At 67.9% G+C, this 15,705-nt stretch carries 11 protein-coding genes; 5 read left to right on the top strand and 6 right to left on the bottom strand.

Going from position 1 to position 15,705, the window contains the following annotated elements; genetic code table 11:
* The first annotated feature begins 483 nt into the window (after nucleotides 1-483).
* Nucleotides 484-2,292, top strand: a complete 1,809-nt coding sequence (gene glmS / locus MXA07_RS09880) for a glutamine--fructose-6-phosphate transaminase (isomerizing) (RefSeq protein ID WP_247728441.1) — start codon at nucleotides 484-486, stop codon at nucleotides 2,290-2,292.
* Nucleotides 2,293-2,537: 245 nt separating this feature from the next.
* The gene (locus MXA07_RS09885; protein ID WP_247728442.1) at nucleotides 2,538-2,750 is read left to right on the top strand and encodes a DUF7563 family protein; all 213 of its coding nucleotides are present in this window, start codon (nucleotides 2,538-2,540) and stop codon (nucleotides 2,748-2,750) included.
* 25 nt (nucleotides 2,751-2,775) lie between these two features.
* Here the strand turns inward: MXA07_RS09885 and MXA07_RS09890 are convergent, their stop codons facing one another.
* Entirely contained in the window at nucleotides 2,776-4,725 is a 1,950-nt protein-coding gene (locus tag MXA07_RS09890) for a DEAD/DEAH box helicase (protein WP_425492151.1), read from the bottom strand.
* A 186-nt stretch (nucleotides 4,726-4,911) separates the two neighbouring features.
* Between MXA07_RS09890 and MXA07_RS09895 the strand changes: the two genes are divergently transcribed.
* Complete coding sequence (locus MXA07_RS09895; protein ID WP_247728443.1) at nucleotides 4,912-5,088, top strand: hypothetical protein; 177 nt, start codon at nucleotides 4,912-4,914, stop codon at nucleotides 5,086-5,088.
* Nucleotides 5,089-5,145: 57 nt separating this feature from the next.
* On the opposite strand, the gene MXA07_RS09900 is transcribed toward MXA07_RS09895, so the two are convergent.
* A complete protein-coding gene (locus tag MXA07_RS09900; protein WP_247728444.1) occupies nucleotides 5,146-6,096 on the bottom strand; it encodes a transcription initiation factor IIB in 951 nt (316 codons plus the stop codon).
* 824 nt (nucleotides 6,097-6,920) lie between these two features.
* Here MXA07_RS09900 and MXA07_RS09905 point away from each other — a divergent pair.
* Nucleotides 6,921-7,517: a DUF7344 domain-containing protein gene (locus tag MXA07_RS09905; protein ID WP_247728445.1), complete on the top strand. Its 597-nt coding sequence runs from the start codon at nucleotides 6,921-6,923 to the stop codon at nucleotides 7,515-7,517.
* A gap of 113 nt (nucleotides 7,518-7,630) precedes the next feature.
* Here the strand turns inward: MXA07_RS09905 and MXA07_RS09910 are convergent, their stop codons facing one another.
* The 3 genes from MXA07_RS09910 to MXA07_RS09920 all read right to left on the bottom strand — a co-directional run bounded on the left by MXA07_RS09910 (nucleotide 7,631) and on the right by MXA07_RS09920 (nucleotide 12,294).
* Nucleotides 7,631-8,902 carry a hypothetical protein gene (locus tag MXA07_RS09910; RefSeq protein WP_247728446.1) on the bottom strand — a complete coding sequence of 424 codons (1,272 nt, stop codon included), beginning with the start codon at nucleotides 8,900-8,902 and terminating at the stop codon, nucleotides 7,631-7,633.
* Nucleotides 8,903-9,201: 299 nt separating this feature from the next.
* Entirely contained in the window at nucleotides 9,202-10,131 is a 930-nt protein-coding gene (locus tag MXA07_RS09915; protein ID WP_247728447.1) for a hypothetical protein, read from the bottom strand.
* Between the two features lie 348 nt (nucleotides 10,132-10,479).
* On the bottom strand, nucleotides 10,480-12,294 hold the full coding sequence (locus MXA07_RS09920; protein WP_247728448.1) for a hypothetical protein: 1,815 nt from the start codon (nucleotides 12,292-12,294) through the stop codon (nucleotides 10,480-10,482).
* Nucleotides 12,295-12,595: 301 nt separating this feature from the next.
* On the opposite strand from MXA07_RS09920, the gene MXA07_RS09925 reads away from it, so the two are divergent.
* A complete protein-coding gene (locus MXA07_RS09925) occupies nucleotides 12,596-13,975 on the top strand; it encodes a hypothetical protein (RefSeq protein WP_247728449.1) in 1,380 nt (459 codons plus the stop codon).
* 106 nt (nucleotides 13,976-14,081) lie between these two features.
* On the opposite strand, the gene MXA07_RS09930 is transcribed toward MXA07_RS09925, so the two are convergent.
* Nucleotides 14,082-15,674: an alkaline phosphatase family protein gene (locus MXA07_RS09930; protein WP_247728450.1), complete on the bottom strand. Its 1,593-nt coding sequence runs from the start codon at nucleotides 15,672-15,674 to the stop codon at nucleotides 14,082-14,084.
* Nucleotides 15,675-15,705 lie beyond the last annotated feature (31 nt).

Genomic DNA, 15,705 nt, shown 5'->3' on the forward strand with positions numbered 1-15,705 from the left:
TACCGTGTCGGTTTGCCGCACGCGTCGTAGCACGATTACCGCCGACACGCGTCTCAGTGCTAGCGTTCGAACGGTCACGATCGGCGATCGGTTACGCGTTCCTTGCGTCGTACCGCGCCCGAGCCGAGCCGTCCCACGGTCGCCCCGTCGGCCGTTCCGGACCGTCGCCGTCGCGGACGACGGCTCCAACTGTCGTCTTCGCAGCGTGGCCGGAATCGGTTCGAACCGGTCCCGCCTATAGGCACCTCGAACCGGTCGTACGCGCCGGCGTAGTCGCTCTATAGTAATGGAACGAGATTCGTTCTCGGAGGGTATGAGAGCACGTTCGGTGGCAGCACGGACGATCGATCCAGCGGACGGAACCGGCGAACCGCCATCGTCGCAGCCCGGGACCGCGACGGACGGTCGGGCTGGCGGACGGAACCGCCGGTGGTCGGCCCTCGTCGGTGACGTCGTGGAACGGTCGCGCGCGAGGTGTCGCTGATGTGCGGCATCATCGGTCGCATCGGGCGCGGCGAAGCGATCGAACCGCTCGTGACCGGCCTCGAGAACCTGGAGTATCGGGGCTACGACTCCGCGGGCGTCGCCGTTCGGAACGGCGCCGGCATCGAGATCGTCAAGCGTTCGGGGACGGTCGACACCGTGGCGGAGGCGATCGACGGCGCCGATCTGGGAGGATCGCTGGGCATCGGTCACACTCGGTGGAGCACGCACGGGCCGCCCACGGACGAGAACGCGCATCCACACACCTGTGCGACCAGCGACGTGGCGGTGGTCCACAACGGCGTCATCGAGAACCACGCCGCACTCAGGGCTCGCCTCCGCGACGCCGGGCACGAATTCACGAGCGAGACGGATACGGAGGTCGTCCCGCACCTCGTTCACGAGCACCTGGACCGCGGACTCGAGCCCGAAGCCGCCTTCAGGCGCGCCGTCGACGAACTCGAGGGGAGCTACGCTATCGCTGCGATCTGCGACGGCGCGACGGCGATCTACGCGGCGCGGCAGGGCTCACCGCTCGTCGTCGGATACGCCGGTGACGGCTACTTCCTCGCGAGCGACGTCCCCGCGTTCCTCGAATACACCGATACGGTCACGTACCTCGAGGACGGGGACGTGGCCGTCCTTCGGCCGGACGGCGTTCGGATCACGGATCGAACGGGGACGCCCGCGCGTCGAGACCGGCAGACGGTCGACTGGAACGCCGGTGAGGCCGGAAAGGGCGACTTCGACCACTACATGTTAAAGGAGATCACGGAGCAGCCGACCTCCCTCGCCCAGGCGATCGAGGGCCGGTACGACGCGGACACGGGCCGGATCGCGCTCGAGGACCTCGACTCGTTCGCGGACGTCGAACGCGTGGTCCTCGTCGCGTGCGGCACGTCGTACCACGCGGCCAAGTACGGCACCGTGGCGCTCCGTCGGTCCGGGGTCGACGCGACGGCGATCCTCGCGAACGAGTGCAGCCTGGCGGCGCCGCCGATCGACGAGGAGACGCTGGTGATCGCCGTCACGCAAAGCGGCGAGACGGCCGACACGCTGGCCGCCGTCGACTGGGCGAAGCGACACGGCGCCCGGACGCTCGCCCTGACGAACGTCGTCGGTTCCAGCGCCGCCAGGGAGACGGACCAGCAACTGTTCATCCGAGCTGGCCCGGAGATCGGCGTCGCGGCGACGAAGACCTTCTCCTCGCAGGCCGTTTTGCTCTCGCTGCTGGCCCACCGCATCGCCGTCGACTCGACCGGCACGTCCGGCCTGGCTCACGAGGAACTCTGCCGCGAGCTAGAGCGCCTTCCCGATCACGTCTCGTCGATCGTCGACGAGAGCACCGCCGCTTCGATCGCCACTCGGTACCACGGCCGCGACGCCTACTTCTTCATCGGCCGCGGCTACGGCTATCCGGTCGCGAAGGAGGGTGCGCTCAAGTTCAAAGAGATCACCTACGAGCACGCGGAAGGGTTCGCCTCCGGCGAACTCAAACACGGTCCGCTCGCGCTCGTCACGCCCGAGACGCCCGTCTACGCCATCTTCACGGGCGAGGAGGACGGCGTCACGCGGACCAACGCGGCGGAGGCGACGACCCGCGGTGCGCCCGTCGTCGCGATCTGTCCGCCAGGCCACGACGCGATCGAGCTGGCAGACGCACATCTGGCGATTCCCGACGTCCACCCGATCCTCTCGGGACTCCTCGCGACGATCCAGCTCCAGCTCGTCTCGTACCACGCCGCTTCGCTGCTGGACCGAGAGATCGACAAGCCGCGAAACCTCGCGAAGAGCGTCACCGTCGAGTGACGCGACGGCCGCCCGATTTCGGGAGCACTGGCGGACCGAACGGCGTTCGAATCCCGACGTTAACGGAACGAATACTGTCGGAAATGACCGATTATCGCTCGCGTTGACGTACGTAGCGGGCGATTTCGGCGGGCGCCGTTCGACGGCGTGGGGAGTCGGTCGAGGGAACCGGTCACTGCGAGCGACTGTGTTGCTCGCTGGTATGGGACGCATAATAAATACCGTTCTGTCGCATCCCGTGAATCATGCCGACGAATCACGGCGCGAAGTGGACCCCGCTCGAGACGGAGACCGAAACGCAGTCCTCGGCCCCCCGGTGTGTCAACTGTAACAACCGCGTCACGCGACAGTTCGCGCGCGTCTTCGGAGACAATCGCGACGTCGTGCACGCCTGTCCGGAGTGCTCGACCTACCGGGAGATGAAGACGGCCGACTTCATCCCGGAAGCTCACCGGTAGTACCGGGAAGCCGGGTTATCGAGACTCAGCTCGTCGTTCCCTCGTCCGCAGCCGCCGACTCGTCCCGCTCGCGATCGACGGTCTCCTCGCGGACGGTGATGCCTTTTCGACCGAGGTGTTGCAGCTGTCGTCTCGCGAACTCCTCTTCTCGCGTGCCCCGCGTGGCCAGGACGTAGACGAGCGAGCCGCCCGCGGGACGCATCGTCCGGCCCGCTCGCTGGGTTCCCTGCCGTCGTGAGCCGCCGAGTCCCGACGCCACGATGGCGAGATCCGCCGTCGGGAGATCGATCCCTTCGTCCCCGACGCGCGAGACGACGAGGACGGGCGTGTCGCCGTCGCGAAACGACGCGAGCAGGCCCTCGCGGCGGCGGTGGGGCGTCTCGCCGCTGAGAAACGGGACAGAGAGTGCCTCCGCGATCTCGCGACCCTGATCGAGGTACTCCACGAAGATGAGGACGTTGCCGTCCGGGTGCGCCGCGAGGAGGTACCTGATCTCCTCGATCTTCGCCGGGTTCTCCGCGGCGATCCGGTAGCGCTCGCGGCCCTCGGCCGATCCGTAGGCGTTGGCCTCCTCGTCGTCGGTCCAGGGGACGTAGCGGATTTCGAGTTCGGGTTCGGCCACGAACCCGGCGTCGAACAGCGCGTTCCAGTCGGTCCCGATCGGCGGCCCGACCAGCGAGTAGATCTCCGACTGGCGGTCGTCCTCCCGGATCGGCGACGCGGAGAGCCCGAGACGGTAGCGCGACTGGAGGTGCGTGCTCCGGCGGTAGACGTCGCTCGGGACGTGGTGGACCTCGTCGAAGACGACCAGTCCCCACTCGCGGTCGTCGAACAGGCGCCGGTGACGGTCCATGCCGGCGATCTGGTAGGTCGCGATGGTGACCGGGCGAATCGCCTTCTGCCCGCCGTGGTACTGCCCGATCTGGTCGGGATCGAGGTCCGTGTTCGCCTCGATCGTTTCGGCCCACTGGCGCGCGAGGTCGCGACTCGGCACCAGGATCAGCGTCTCCCCGCCGAGGCGTTCCATCACGCCCAGCGCGGCGATCGTCTTGCCGCTGCCCGGTGGGCCGACGAGGACGCCCGAGCCCTCGTCCGCGAACCGGTCGACCCAGGTCCGCTGATACTCGCGGAGGGTGACGTCGAGTTCGAAGTCGAGTTCGGCCCCGCCCGCGAGATCCCGTTCGTCACGAACGGGGTAGCCCGCCTCGTAGAGCAGGCGCTTGATGGCCGCCTCGCTCCCCTCGCGGACCCAGTCTTCCGTCTCGGAGATGGGGGCGTGCACGTGCGTGTCGTCGAGCGTCTGTCGAGCGACGTTCCCCATGATCTCGGGCGATCGGGCTTCGAGGACGGTGTAGCCCTCCTCGTGCGTGTAGAGGCGGAACTGCCGGGCGCGGTCGTACTGGCTCTCGATCCATGACTCGAGCGCCTCGTTCGTCGCTCCCAGGGCTTGCCGAACCGTTCGCCGGAGTCCCTCGACGTCCTCGTGCGGGGCCTGCCAGACGTCCTCCGGCCGGACGACGTAGCGATAGCCGCCGTCGCCGTTGGTGTCGGTCAGGTGTGCGAACTGGGTGAGCTGCGCGCGGGTGAACTGCGAGGGCTGATCGAGGACGATCTCGCGGCGTTTCGGGAAGACGACGGCCCGCTCGCGCTCGGTCAGGTCCTCCAGTTCGGTCGGGTACCAGACGATCGGATCCGATCGAACGTTGAGCTGCGAGACCTCGTTCCGCGCTTCGAGTGCGTCGAGGTACTCGTTCGCCCGTTCGTGCGTGACGTCGATCGATTGGGCGAGCGCGTCGGCGGTGAGGACCGGCCGGCCGGCCTGCTGACAGGCGTCGTGGAAGTCGGCGAGCGAGAACTCGGCTCCGTCGGAGGCGTCCAGACCCGTCTCGCCGGCCGTCGAACCATCGGATTCGCTCGAACGCCCAGCCCCGTCGGCGCCCGACGGCTCGCGGTCTCCTGGCGGTTGCTCCGTCACGCACGACCGTACTGGCGTGGCCCGGATACGGGTTTCGTCTCGCACGGCGTCCCGAACTGACGTCGTTCGGCACGCCGCTTGCCGATCGACTCGGCCCCGCCGGTCGATCGATTCGCCGACGGGTGCGTTGTCACCGCGTTCGTCTCGTGGGGAACGCCTATTCCCGTTGCTCGCGTAGGTGGTCGTATGTATCGGGCACTCCTCCCGGAAGGCCAGATCGTCTGTGCGAGCTACGAACACGCCGACGAAGGCGTCGAACTCTTCGACGAGGACGATCAGTTCGTGGCGTTCGTGCCCTACGGGGCGCTCAACGCGTTGATCGACGAGTCGGCGTACGCCGAGGACGAGCGATCGATCATGTGACGGCGTTCGACTACTCTCGGTTCGAATACGACAGGACGTAGGACGGGTGTCGGTTCGCTACACCGCGGCCGACTCGTCGATGGCCTCGAGCTGCTCGCGGTAGCGGTTTCGAACCGTAACGACGGTGGTCTGGGCCGTCTCGGCAACCGCACGCTGCGGAATCGTCTCTTCGCAGAGCAGGCCGGCGGCGTAGATCGCGGCGGCGGCGAACCCGGTCGGCGACTTCCCCGAGTGGAGTCCGAGATCCGTCGTCTCGTCGATGATCTCGACCGCTCTGGATTCGACGTCGCTGCTGACGTCGAGATCCGAACAGAACCGCGGGACGAACTGTCGGGGATTCGTCGGCTCGAGGTTGATGTCGAGTTCGTCGGCGATGTAGCGGTAGGTTCGCCCGATCTCGCGCTGTTCGACGCGCGAGACCGCCGTCAGTTCCTCGAGGCTGCGGGGAATCCCGTCCTTTCGACACGCGATGTAGAGGGCGCTCGTGGCGACGCCCTCGATCGACCGGCCGCGGATGAGGTCGCGATCGAGCGCCTGGCGGTAGATCACGCTCGCGGTCTCCTTGACGGGGTTCGGGACGCCGAGCGCGCTCACCATCCGGTCGATCTCGCTCAGGGCGTACTTCAGGTTGCGTTCGCCGGCGTTTTTCGTTCGAATTCGCTCCTGCCAGACCCGGAGGCGGTGAATCTGCCCGTGCTTGGCGGCGTCCATCGAGTGCCCGTTCGCGTCGCGGTTGCGCCAGTCGATCGTCGTCGTCAGCCCGCGGTCGTGCATCGACTGCGTGAGCGGGGCGCCGACCCGCGACAGCTGTTCGTGTTCGCGCGCGTCGAAGGCTCGCCACTCCGGGCCGTAATCGATCGGTTCGTCGGAGAGGACGAGCCCGCACTCGTCACAGACCAGTTCGCGCCGATCCGGATCGTGGACGACCGTGTCGGTTTCGCAGTCCGGACACTGTCCCTCCCCGGTCGTCGTTTCCTCCGAAAGGTTGTTCGTTACGGTCCGTGTCATCAGTGTATTGGCAGACCCAGGCACTCACTGTAAGGGGTTTGCATGGTTTCGCCGGAAACACGCACTTACCGACGGTGGTTCCGCCGGCTCGCCACCGCCCGCGGGACCCGCCGTCTCCGGGGCGAACGGCGGCCCCGCGCTCGAACGGGACGTGGGGCGCGCATCTCGGATGGGGTCTCACGCTCGCGGGGATGGCGGGCCCGCTCGCCGACCGGGAACGGCGGCCAGAGACGGACGGACGTGCGTCGCCGCCGTAAACCGAGCGTAGACGGTCGAATCGAAGGGTTTCTCGCCGTCCCGCTCGGTGAAACTAGTTCGTACGGCCCGTAATGGGCGCTTGCGTCAGAGAACTGTCGATCAGACTTTTGACACCCCGGCGTGATGCTTCGGCTGATGGAACGATCCGAACAGAGCTGGCCGACCCCGCCCGCGGGGGATCGGATCGGACGCTGGCGGTCGTCGGGAGCCAGGCCCAGGCATCGGCGAATAACGGGATATAACGGGGATGAGAGCCCGGTTCGCCGACGACCCACTCGGGGCGACCCGGTCGACGCTCGGCCGGCGGAGCCGCTCTCGACGCTCTCGGCGTATCGGACGCACGCTCGGGGTATCGAAACGTACGCCCCCGAAATACCATTGCAAGCGGTGCAAAACGTGGGGGTGTTTAAGAGTTTCACCGTTGGGACACCAATTGGTGTGTCATACGTGACTTCGATCGAGAGCCGCAGGGGTCCCAGCGCAGTCCCGCGCCCGCCGAACGAACCGACAGGGAATCGACACGGCTGTCGGGTCGACCGTCCGCGACCGGACGAGGGGCTCGAGTGATGGCGTCCGTCGATACGTCCCTGCCCGAAGAGATCACGTCGGTCACCGAGGACGACGGAGCCGACGGTCTCTCGAAAGACGTCATCTTCGAACTGCTGAAGAACCGGCGGCGTCGGGAGGTGTTGCAGTACCTGCTGGAGGCCGAGGAGACGGTGACGCTCGGCGAGCTGGCCGAGCAGATCGCGGCCTGGGAGAACGATACGACGGTCGCGGCGTTAAACTCCGACCAACGAAAGCGCGTCTACGTCGCCCTCTACCAGACGCACTTGCCGAAGATGGACGACGCCGGAATCATCGACTACGACCAGGATCGAGGGCTGATCGAGCTCGCCGACAACGCCGACCTGCTGGTGATGTACCTCGACACGGACACCCACCACACGGATCGGTGGGACCGGTGGTACGTCGCCGTGAGCCTCGCCAGCCTGGCGCTGATCGGCGCCGGCGCCGTCGGCGCGGGCCCCCTCGACTCCGTCTCGATGTCGATCCTCGCCGCGATCGTCGTCTGTTCGTTCGTCCTCCTGAGCGCCGCCCACGTCGTCGTCAATTACCGTCGCAAGCTGGCCGTCGACGGCAAACTCTCGCGAATCGAGTGATCGAGTCGCCCGTCCGGCCGGGGTCCGCGGACTCGCGGACGATTCTCACTGCGCGCTTCTCGACGACTGGCCGATGGTGCAGCGACCGCCTCGTTGCGGCTCCCGCGAGTGTCTCATTTCGACTCGGGGACGACCGATTCGCCGCCGAGTCGGAACGTCGCGACGTTCGCGACGCCGTCGTACGGGTCGATCGTCACGTCGGTGAGCTCGCCGGTGACGGTCCACTCGGTGCGGGCGTCCTCGCTCCCGGAGAGCCACCACTCGACCCAATCCTCGCCGTAGGCTTCGCCCTCGGTGAGCCACCTGGCGGCCGAGTCGCTCGGCGCGATCGAGCCGTCGACTTCGATGCGATAGCGAAACTGGCCCGCGAGTTCGAGCGTGCGTTCGGATCGTGACGACGCGTCGCCCGAGTCGGGACGGCGGTCGGTGCTGGCCCCGCTCGCGGCGGCTTCGGCGCTTGTCGGACAGCCGTCGGGAATCCGGTGCCCGTTCGGATCGCCGCCCACCCCGTCTTCGAACGTCACCGACGACCCGCTCGTTCGGCGGACGCCGCCGTGGAAGTCCGCATCCATCCTCGTGTCGCTCACGGTGACGCGACTCGCGTGGCCGTTCGCCCCCGCGACGATGGCGTAGTGACGGCCGTTCGTCGCGAGATCGCAGTCGGTGACTTCGACGGCCCCCGGCGACCAGGCCCAGATGCCCCGCCCGTCGTCGCGGCGCTCGTCGTTCAGCGCCACGCAGTTGTCGACCGATCCTCGCGCCAGCCGGTAGTGGGCGACCCACGAGTTCGCCGAGTAGCAGTTGCGTAGGGCTACGGTCCCACGGTCGCCGGAAGCGGAACAGTAGAACGAGTTGTCGCCCATCTCCTGGACGTTGACCCGGTCGATCAGGAGGTGGCCGGAGTGGGCGGGCGAGACCCAGACGCCGAGCCCGTTCCGGTGTCCGCGTCCGGCGCCGTCCCCGAGGTAGACGTTCTCGACGACAGACGTCCCCCCGCCGGTCTCCGAGACGCCGATGATCCCCGTCGGCGGGTCGTCCATCCGCCCGCGGAATCCGACGTTTCGAATCCTGGTCCCGGAGGCGTGGGCGTCGATCGTCGCCGACGCGCCGTCGGCGGTCACGTCGACGAGCACGTTCTCGAGCGTCTCGCCGGCGCCGACGGTGAGCAGCCGGTGGTCGCCGGCGCCGACGACGATCGTCTCGTAGCCGTCGTTTGTAGCCAGGGTACTCGCCGAGCCGACCAACCCGACGGCGGCGGTCGCCGCCCCGGCGAGACCGAGGTACCGTCGGCGACCGAGTAATCGGCCGCTACTCCTCGTCTTCCGCCGGTTGACGTCGTCCGTTTCTCCCCGGCCGTCGTCCGGTGGCGACCGTTCGTGGGGCATGCGGCGGTAATCCCAGGATACCGGTATAAGCTTTCTCGGAACGATCGCCAAAAATGCGACCAACATCTTGGAATCTGGAACACTCCAACAGACGAGCGGGTATTTATCGACGTATTCGAACACATTCGTTCGAAACTGACCGCTTCGCCCGATTCCGGCGAACGGATCGATCGAATCCGCTCTGGCCGGTTAGCCGGGGGTGTGTGGAGTGATCGATCGCCGAGCGAGTGGCGGCGGGCCGGACGGACACCGGGAGGACCGCGGGATCGGAGTTGACGGGGACCGGCGGAGCGTCCCGGTCAGGCGTCGCCGGCCGCGGCGTCCGTCGGGTCGGCCGGACAGCCCTCGGGCCGCTCGTCGGTCGGCTCTCGACCGGGCTCGTCTCCGACGTCGATCGTGCTCCCGTGGGTTTCCTCGAGGCCCCCGTGGAAGTCCGTCGAGAACGCGGTATCGGCGACGTCGACGGTCGTGGCGGCGCCGTTGGCGCCGGCGGAGATCGCGTAGTGACGACCGTTCATGGCGAGATCGCACCCCGCGACTTCGACCGATCCGGGCGCCCACGCCCAGACGCCGCGGCCGTCCTTGTGGCGCTCGTCGTTGACGGCTGTGCAGTTCTCGACCGTCCCTTCGGCCAGGCGGAAGTGCGCGACCCACGAGTTCGCCGAGTAACAGTCCCGGAGGGCGACCGTGCCGCCTCCTTTGCCGCCGGGAGCGGAACAGTAGAACGAGTTGTCGCCCATCTCCTGCACGTTGACCCGTTCGATGTCCAGGTGGCCGGAGTGGGCGGGCGCCACCCAGACGCCCAGGCCGACGCGGTGGCCGTCCTCGGCGCCGTCGCCGACGTACACGTTCTCGACCGTCGACGTGTTCCCGTCCGTGTCGGCCACGCCGAAAACGGCGCTGTCGGACCCGACGCGACCCTCGATACCGACGTTTCGAATCGTCCAGTCGGTCCCCTGGGCTGAGACGGTGACGTGGGCGCCGGGCGCCGTGCAGTCGATCAGGACGTTCTCGAGGGTTTCGCCCGAAGCGACCTCGATCACGCGGCGCTCGCCGGCGTCGACGGAGCGTCGCTCGAACGTCCCGTCCGCGGCCGATACGGACTGGACGCCGAGCGTCGCGACGGCGCCCGTAGCGAACGTTCGGAGCGCAGATCGTCGAGTAATGGCGTGTTTACCCGTCTGCGTCGTCGAATCGGAAACGTCGGACTGGCGGGGGTCTGAAGGCATGTAGTCGCGTAGCGGAACGTTAAATGCATAAATCTTCCCATGCAATTATAGTCGGCTGCCGAGAGAGTCACACGTGCGCGAGTATCGGTGGTTCCGACCCGCCCGGCTGAACCGGCCGAATTCTGGCGGACTGGTTCCTCCCTGCTGGGCTGGCGGTCTGCAATCGACTGCTGCCGCCCGGTAACTGGTGGTTAGGGGGGACATCGCCAGTACCGATCGAACGTCCCCACGATGGATCGCAGCGGACCGCTCGGGTGATCGATAGCGAGCCGACCGATCGCGCAACAGAAGCCGTCCGGGATAGATCGGAAAGCGGCTGTCGCGTCGATGTAGGATTGCCGCCGTGGGTCAGCGGTCGCGGATCTCGTACAGTTCGAACTCGGCGTTCGACACGTAGCGGGCCGATCCCCGATCGGCCGGCAGGGCCGAAAGCGACTCGGGGTCGTAATTCAGCCCCCGGTAGACGTCGTGTTCGCGCACCCGATCGTACGAGCTGAGGGCGAGGAAGTAGGGGCCGTCGCCGGGATAGGCCTCGTGATAGGCCCGGCGGTTGAACGCGTCCATCTCGATCGTCCCGTCGCCGGGCCAGGCGATGCCGGCCTCGGTGGCGTTCATCGACTCGACCCCGTTGATCGCGTGATTGTATCGCGTCGTCGTGTAGCCGTAGCCGGCGTACGGCCTGTCGTCGACGCCGCCGGTGATCGCGGTCTCGTAGCCGTGGTAGGTCGCCTCGGAAACGTGCTGGGTGGGGTTGTAGATGAACGGCGAGGAGAAGACGCCCAGAAGGGCGACGACGAGACAGAGGCCGAGTACGACCGCCAGCACGCCCGACACGGCCGACCCGGGCACGTGTTTCTCGACCCGACCGGCCCCGCCGGCGACGGCCAGCCCCGCGAGAACGGTCACGACGACGAAGATGAAGCCGAGCTGGCGAAACGCCATCGTCGGCGTCCCCAGGAAGTAGACGGCGAAGATACCCCCGAGGGGGAGCAGCGAGACCCCGAGGTACGAGACGACCGCCCGGGTCTCTCTCGGTCCCCGGCTTCGACCGGTCCAGACGACGAGCAGATAGGCGCCGACCGCGAGCCCGATCACCGCGCTCACGAGGAAGAGCTTCGCGAAGAGTTCCGGCAGGCTCGCACCGATCTCCGTCAGCGACGCGCCGCGCTGGTCGACGGTGCCGCTCGCCCCGAAGGCGCCGGACAGCAAGCCGTACAGCAGGCCCTCGAACGCCTCCCTGAACCGGGGGTTGGCGAACGCCCAGACGACGAACGCGCCACCGAGCACCGCCGTGTAGGCGTGCGTCGTCGGGTGTTCCAGGATCGGATGGTCGTCGAACCGGTAGCGCGCGAGCAATTGTATCGCGCTGATCGTCGCCAGGATGACGACGGCGTTGACCATCTGCTGGGGATGCAAGAGCAACAGGCCGACGCCGCTGATGACGACCAATAGCCCGAACGGCGAGAGCGCCGCGGGGAGCCGATCGTCACCCGACCGGCGGCCCAGGTAGACGAGGAGCGCGAAGACGAAGGCCGGCGCGTAAAAGAGCGCGTTCGAGTTCGTGTGGACGCCCGCGTACGTCGCGACGTTGTTGACCGGGAGGACGAACCACGAGACGACCGCCCCGGTGCCGATCGCGAGCGGATCGTCGGTGATGGCCCTGACGGCCAGCGGGACGACCAGGACGAACGAGACGAACAGCACGATCACCGTGAGCAACAGCGCGTGCGGCGGTTCGACGCCGGCTATCAGGACGAAGAGCGAGGCGACGCTGTGGACGCCGGGGTAGAGCAACTCGTGGGGCGCCATCGTCCCGGCGAGGAGGTCGCGCACCCAGCCGAGGTGGGTCATCGCGTCACCCTTCCCCAGGAAGTAGTACCCGCGAACGACGGGCAGACTGATCACGGTCGTCGTCGCCAGCGCCCCGAGTGCGATCGCGACCGCCTGGGCGGCGCCTCGAAGCGAGAGCGCCGCGACGATCGCGACGGCGAACGCGAGCCCGATGGCGGCCCAGGTCGCCGGGGGCGTCGCGGCGTAGATCGACGGCTCGTACTCGGTCGCCGGTGTCGCCCGCGCGACGAGGAGCGCAGCGGTGATCGCCAGGAATCCGACCGCGAGACCACCGTTCACGAACCAGCCGCCGCTACTCGGTCGGTCGCTCATGCGTCGATCGCTCCCGGGACGTGCGACTGCGAACCCATTCGACCCGCTCGACGGGTCCGACGACGTTTGTTAGCCGCGCGCTACCGATTTTGGCGTCGATCGAAGCGCTCGGGAACGCGGCCGTCGACGCGTCTAGGGGCGCGATACGGGATCCCGAGCGCCGGTACGGAGCCCGATCCGGCCGAACGAGGGGATCGACCCCATTCGCTTCGCGCGTGATTCCATCGTTCTCCGCTCGTGCGAGCGCCCGGTCGGTTTTAGCCGTCCCGCGTTGGGCGTCGGGGTACCGATCTTCGCTTCCATGTCACGACTCAGCATCGACGCCGTCGAGGCCGACGGGACGACGCTCGGGGCGACCGTCAGCGCGCGCGGCGGGATGGAGCGTTTCGTCAGTGCCGAACCGTTCCGGGTGAACTACGACCGGTCGATCGAGGGGGTGCCCGAGTCGATCCTCGTCGTTCCCGTCCTCGCGCAGGTCCTTCCGGTCGCCTGGGCCCGCGGCGCGACCGTCGAAGCACCCGTCGTCGACGCGACCTTCGCCGAGTCCGTCTCGAAAGCCGGCGAGGCGCTCCTCGACATGCACGATTTCCTCGAGGGCGGCCGGCTCGTCGCCAGGACGGTCGAACCCGACCCGCCGGACGCGCCGGATCGGCCGTCGGAATCGACGACGGCTGATGAATCGGAGACGGGGAGTGAAACGGAGCCAGTCGAGGCGTCGGGGAACGCCGGATTGCTGTTCACGGGCGGGGTCGATTCGACCGCCTCGTACGTCGCTCACCGGGACGAAGACCCGACGCTGATCAGCGTTCGCGGGTGGACGATCACGCCGGCCCCCTCGGACGACGAGAAGTGGGACGCCCTCCGCCGACGCGTGGAAACGTTCGCCCGGGAGCGGGGGCTGGAGACGGCGTTCGTCGAGTCGAACGTCCTCGAGTTTCTCGATCACCCGATGCTGCTCGCCCACTACAAGCGCCACGTCGACGGGGCGTGGTACAGCTCCGTGGGACACGGCCTCGGTCTCACGGGGCTGTGCGCGCCGCTGGCGTACGCGAGCGGGCTGTCGGACCTCTACGTCGCCGCGACCCACTGGGACGGCGTCGACCTGGCCTGGGGCTCGCACCCCCGGATCGAGAACGCCGTGGCCTGGACGGGCACGCGCTGTCACCACGACGGCTACGACCGCACGCGGCAGGAGCGCATCGACGCGATCGCCGACTACGTCGCGGAGACCGACGACGCGCTCGAACTGCAGACCTGCAACGATCGCACGGACGGCAACTGCGGGGCGTGCGAGAAGTGCTATCGGACGGCCGTCGGGTTGCGACTCGCCGGACTCGACCCGACGGATCACGGCTATTCGTTCACCGAGCGCGACTACGAGACGATCAGGCGCGGATTCGAGCGCGGCCGGTGGGTCCTCGGGCAGGACGAACGTTACATGTGGGCCGACATTCGCGACCGCGTGGGGGAGACGACGCCCCGATCGGCGACCGAACGCGCGTTCTTCGAGTGGCTCGCCGACGCGGATCTCGACGACCTGGTCGACGACGCGACGCCGCCGCTCACCCATCGCCTGTTGCGAGCGGGGGCGCGTCACACGCCGACGGCGCTCTACCGGCGACTGTATCCCGTCTGGCGCCGCGCGAACGCGATCGGCGACCTGACCGACTCGGCGCGCTGAGCCCAACCGCATCCGGAGAACCCGGGTTCGAACGCGATCGACGGACGCCTTCGAAGCGAATTTGCGGACGAACGACTCGCTCGCGTCCGGGTGACGGCCGGCCGGGCTACTCCATGTAGCCGAGCCCTTTGAGCCGTCGCTCGACGGCGTCGAAATCGTCGTCGACCGGTTCGTCGGTCACCGTCGCGCGGATGTCCTGGCGTCGTACTTTGGTCGTCGCCGGTCGGGAGTCGGGGTCGAACGCGTCGAAGAGCACCCGGCCGTCGACGTTGTCGGGGACCGGTTCGCCGAGTCCGTGCAAGAGCGTGGGGGCGACGTCGACGACTCGCGCCCCGCGCAGGGTCGCTCCCGCCTCGATCCCCGGACCGGAACAGAGCATGATCCCGGTCGATCGATGACTCGCCGCGGTGTCGCCGGGCTCCCCGAACGGTTCGTCGGTGATCGTGGGTCGGCTCTCGTAGCCGTCGCGACCGTTGACGACGAGGTCGGGCGACGCGTCGTCGGTCGGGAAGAGGTCGTCGCCGTCGAAGACGCGAAGCACCCGCTCGTCGGTCTCCGGGTCGGTCACCGCTTCGAACGTTCGCCTGACGGATTCTTTGACCGCCGGGACGTCGCGCGGCTCGACGATGCCCGATTCGAAGCGTTCGACGTCGTTAATGTAGACCGTACCCGCGTTGTGGACGAACGCCTTCGTCCGCTCGTAATCGACGTCGTAGAGCGCGTGGTCGCCGGGCAGTTGCTCGGCCACGGAGTCGACGAGGTCGCGCGGTAACGCGGTCGCGAGCCGTTCCTCGGAAATGCCGAGCGTCTCGAGCACCGACGTGACGCTATCGCGGGTGATGCCGAGCGTCGAGAGGACGCCGCGGGTGCCCTCGTCATCGCGCCGAGTGAGTAGTCCCTCGCGCTCCAGCAGGTGGTTGACGTAGACGAGCGTGTGAATCGGCCCGAACCCGTGATCGGAGACGACGTAGAGGGTCGCGTTCGCCGCGGCCGCGCGATCCATCGCCTCGCCGACGACCTCGTCGAGGCGGCGATAGTGATCGAGGAGCCGATCCTCGTCCCAGACGAGATGCTGGAAGCGATCGGGGGCGGTGAAGACGAAAAAACAGAGCCGCCAGTCCTCGACCCGGTTGCAGAGGAGATCGAGCAGTTCGCGACGATCGTCCATCACGTCCTCGACGGCCGTCTCGAAGGCGTCGCGGTCGTCCGCGTAGTCCGGATACTCGAGCGAGATCCGGTAATCGGGGATGCGCTCGTCGATCTCGGTCGCGAGCTCGGGCGGCTCGGTGTACGTTCGATCGGTCGAGGGCGCCATCATTCCCGAGACGACGGCGCCGTCGATCTCGGCGGGCGGGTAACTCAGCGGGACGTTCCCGACGATCGCCGGCGAGAGCGAGCGCCAGATCGGCGGCTGCCGACAGTCGCGGCTGGTGTACATCCGATGGGTGTAGCTACTCGAGAGCTTCTGAAAGCCGTAGATGCCGTGTTTGTCGGGCCAGACGCCGGTGGCGATCGACGGCCACGCGAGCGGCGTCGTCGGCGGGTGCGTGCTCTCGAGCGGCCCCGACGCGCCCCGTTCGCGCAACCGCGCGAAGTTCGGGAGGTGGCCGGCCTCACTCCACCGTTCGACGAACCGCCACGGGACGCCGTCGAGCCCGAGGACGAACGCTCGATCGGCTCCGGTCTGTGTTGTAGGCATGGGTCGGGTCGGGCTGGCGCGGACCAGTTAC

This window comes from Halovivax limisalsi (assembly GCF_023093535.1).
GTDB classification, from domain to species: Archaea; Halobacteriota; Halobacteria; order Halobacteriales; family Natrialbaceae; genus Halovivax; species Halovivax limisalsi.

Coding starts and splice junctions, on each gene's coding strand:
- MXA07_RS09905 (WP_247728445.1), top strand. CDS start 6,921: ATGGCGTCCGTCGATACGTCCCTGCCCGAAGAGATCACGTCGGTCACC.
- MXA07_RS09885 (WP_247728442.1), top strand. CDS start 2,538: ATGCCGACGAATCACGGCGCGAAGTGGACCCCGCTCGAGACGGAGACC.
- MXA07_RS09915 (WP_247728447.1), bottom strand. CDS start 10,131: ATGCCTTCAGACCCCCGCCAGTCCGACGTTTCCGATTCGACGACGCAG.
- MXA07_RS09900 (WP_247728444.1), bottom strand. CDS start 6,096: ATGACACGGACCGTAACGAACAACCTTTCGGAGGAAACGACGACCGGG.
- MXA07_RS09930 (WP_247728450.1), bottom strand. CDS start 15,674: ATGCCTACAACACAGACCGGAGCCGATCGAGCGTTCGTCCTCGGGCTC.
- MXA07_RS09910 (WP_247728446.1), bottom strand. CDS start 8,902: ATGCCCCACGAACGGTCGCCACCGGACGACGGCCGGGGAGAAACGGAC.
- MXA07_RS09895 (WP_247728443.1), top strand. CDS start 4,912: ATGTATCGGGCACTCCTCCCGGAAGGCCAGATCGTCTGTGCGAGCTAC.
- MXA07_RS09925 (WP_247728449.1), top strand. CDS start 12,596: ATGTCACGACTCAGCATCGACGCCGTCGAGGCCGACGGGACGACGCTC.
- MXA07_RS09920 (WP_247728448.1), bottom strand. CDS start 12,294: ATGAGCGACCGACCGAGTAGCGGCGGCTGGTTCGTGAACGGTGGTCTC.
- glmS (WP_247728441.1), top strand. CDS start 484: ATGTGCGGCATCATCGGTCGCATCGGGCGCGGCGAAGCGATCGAACCG.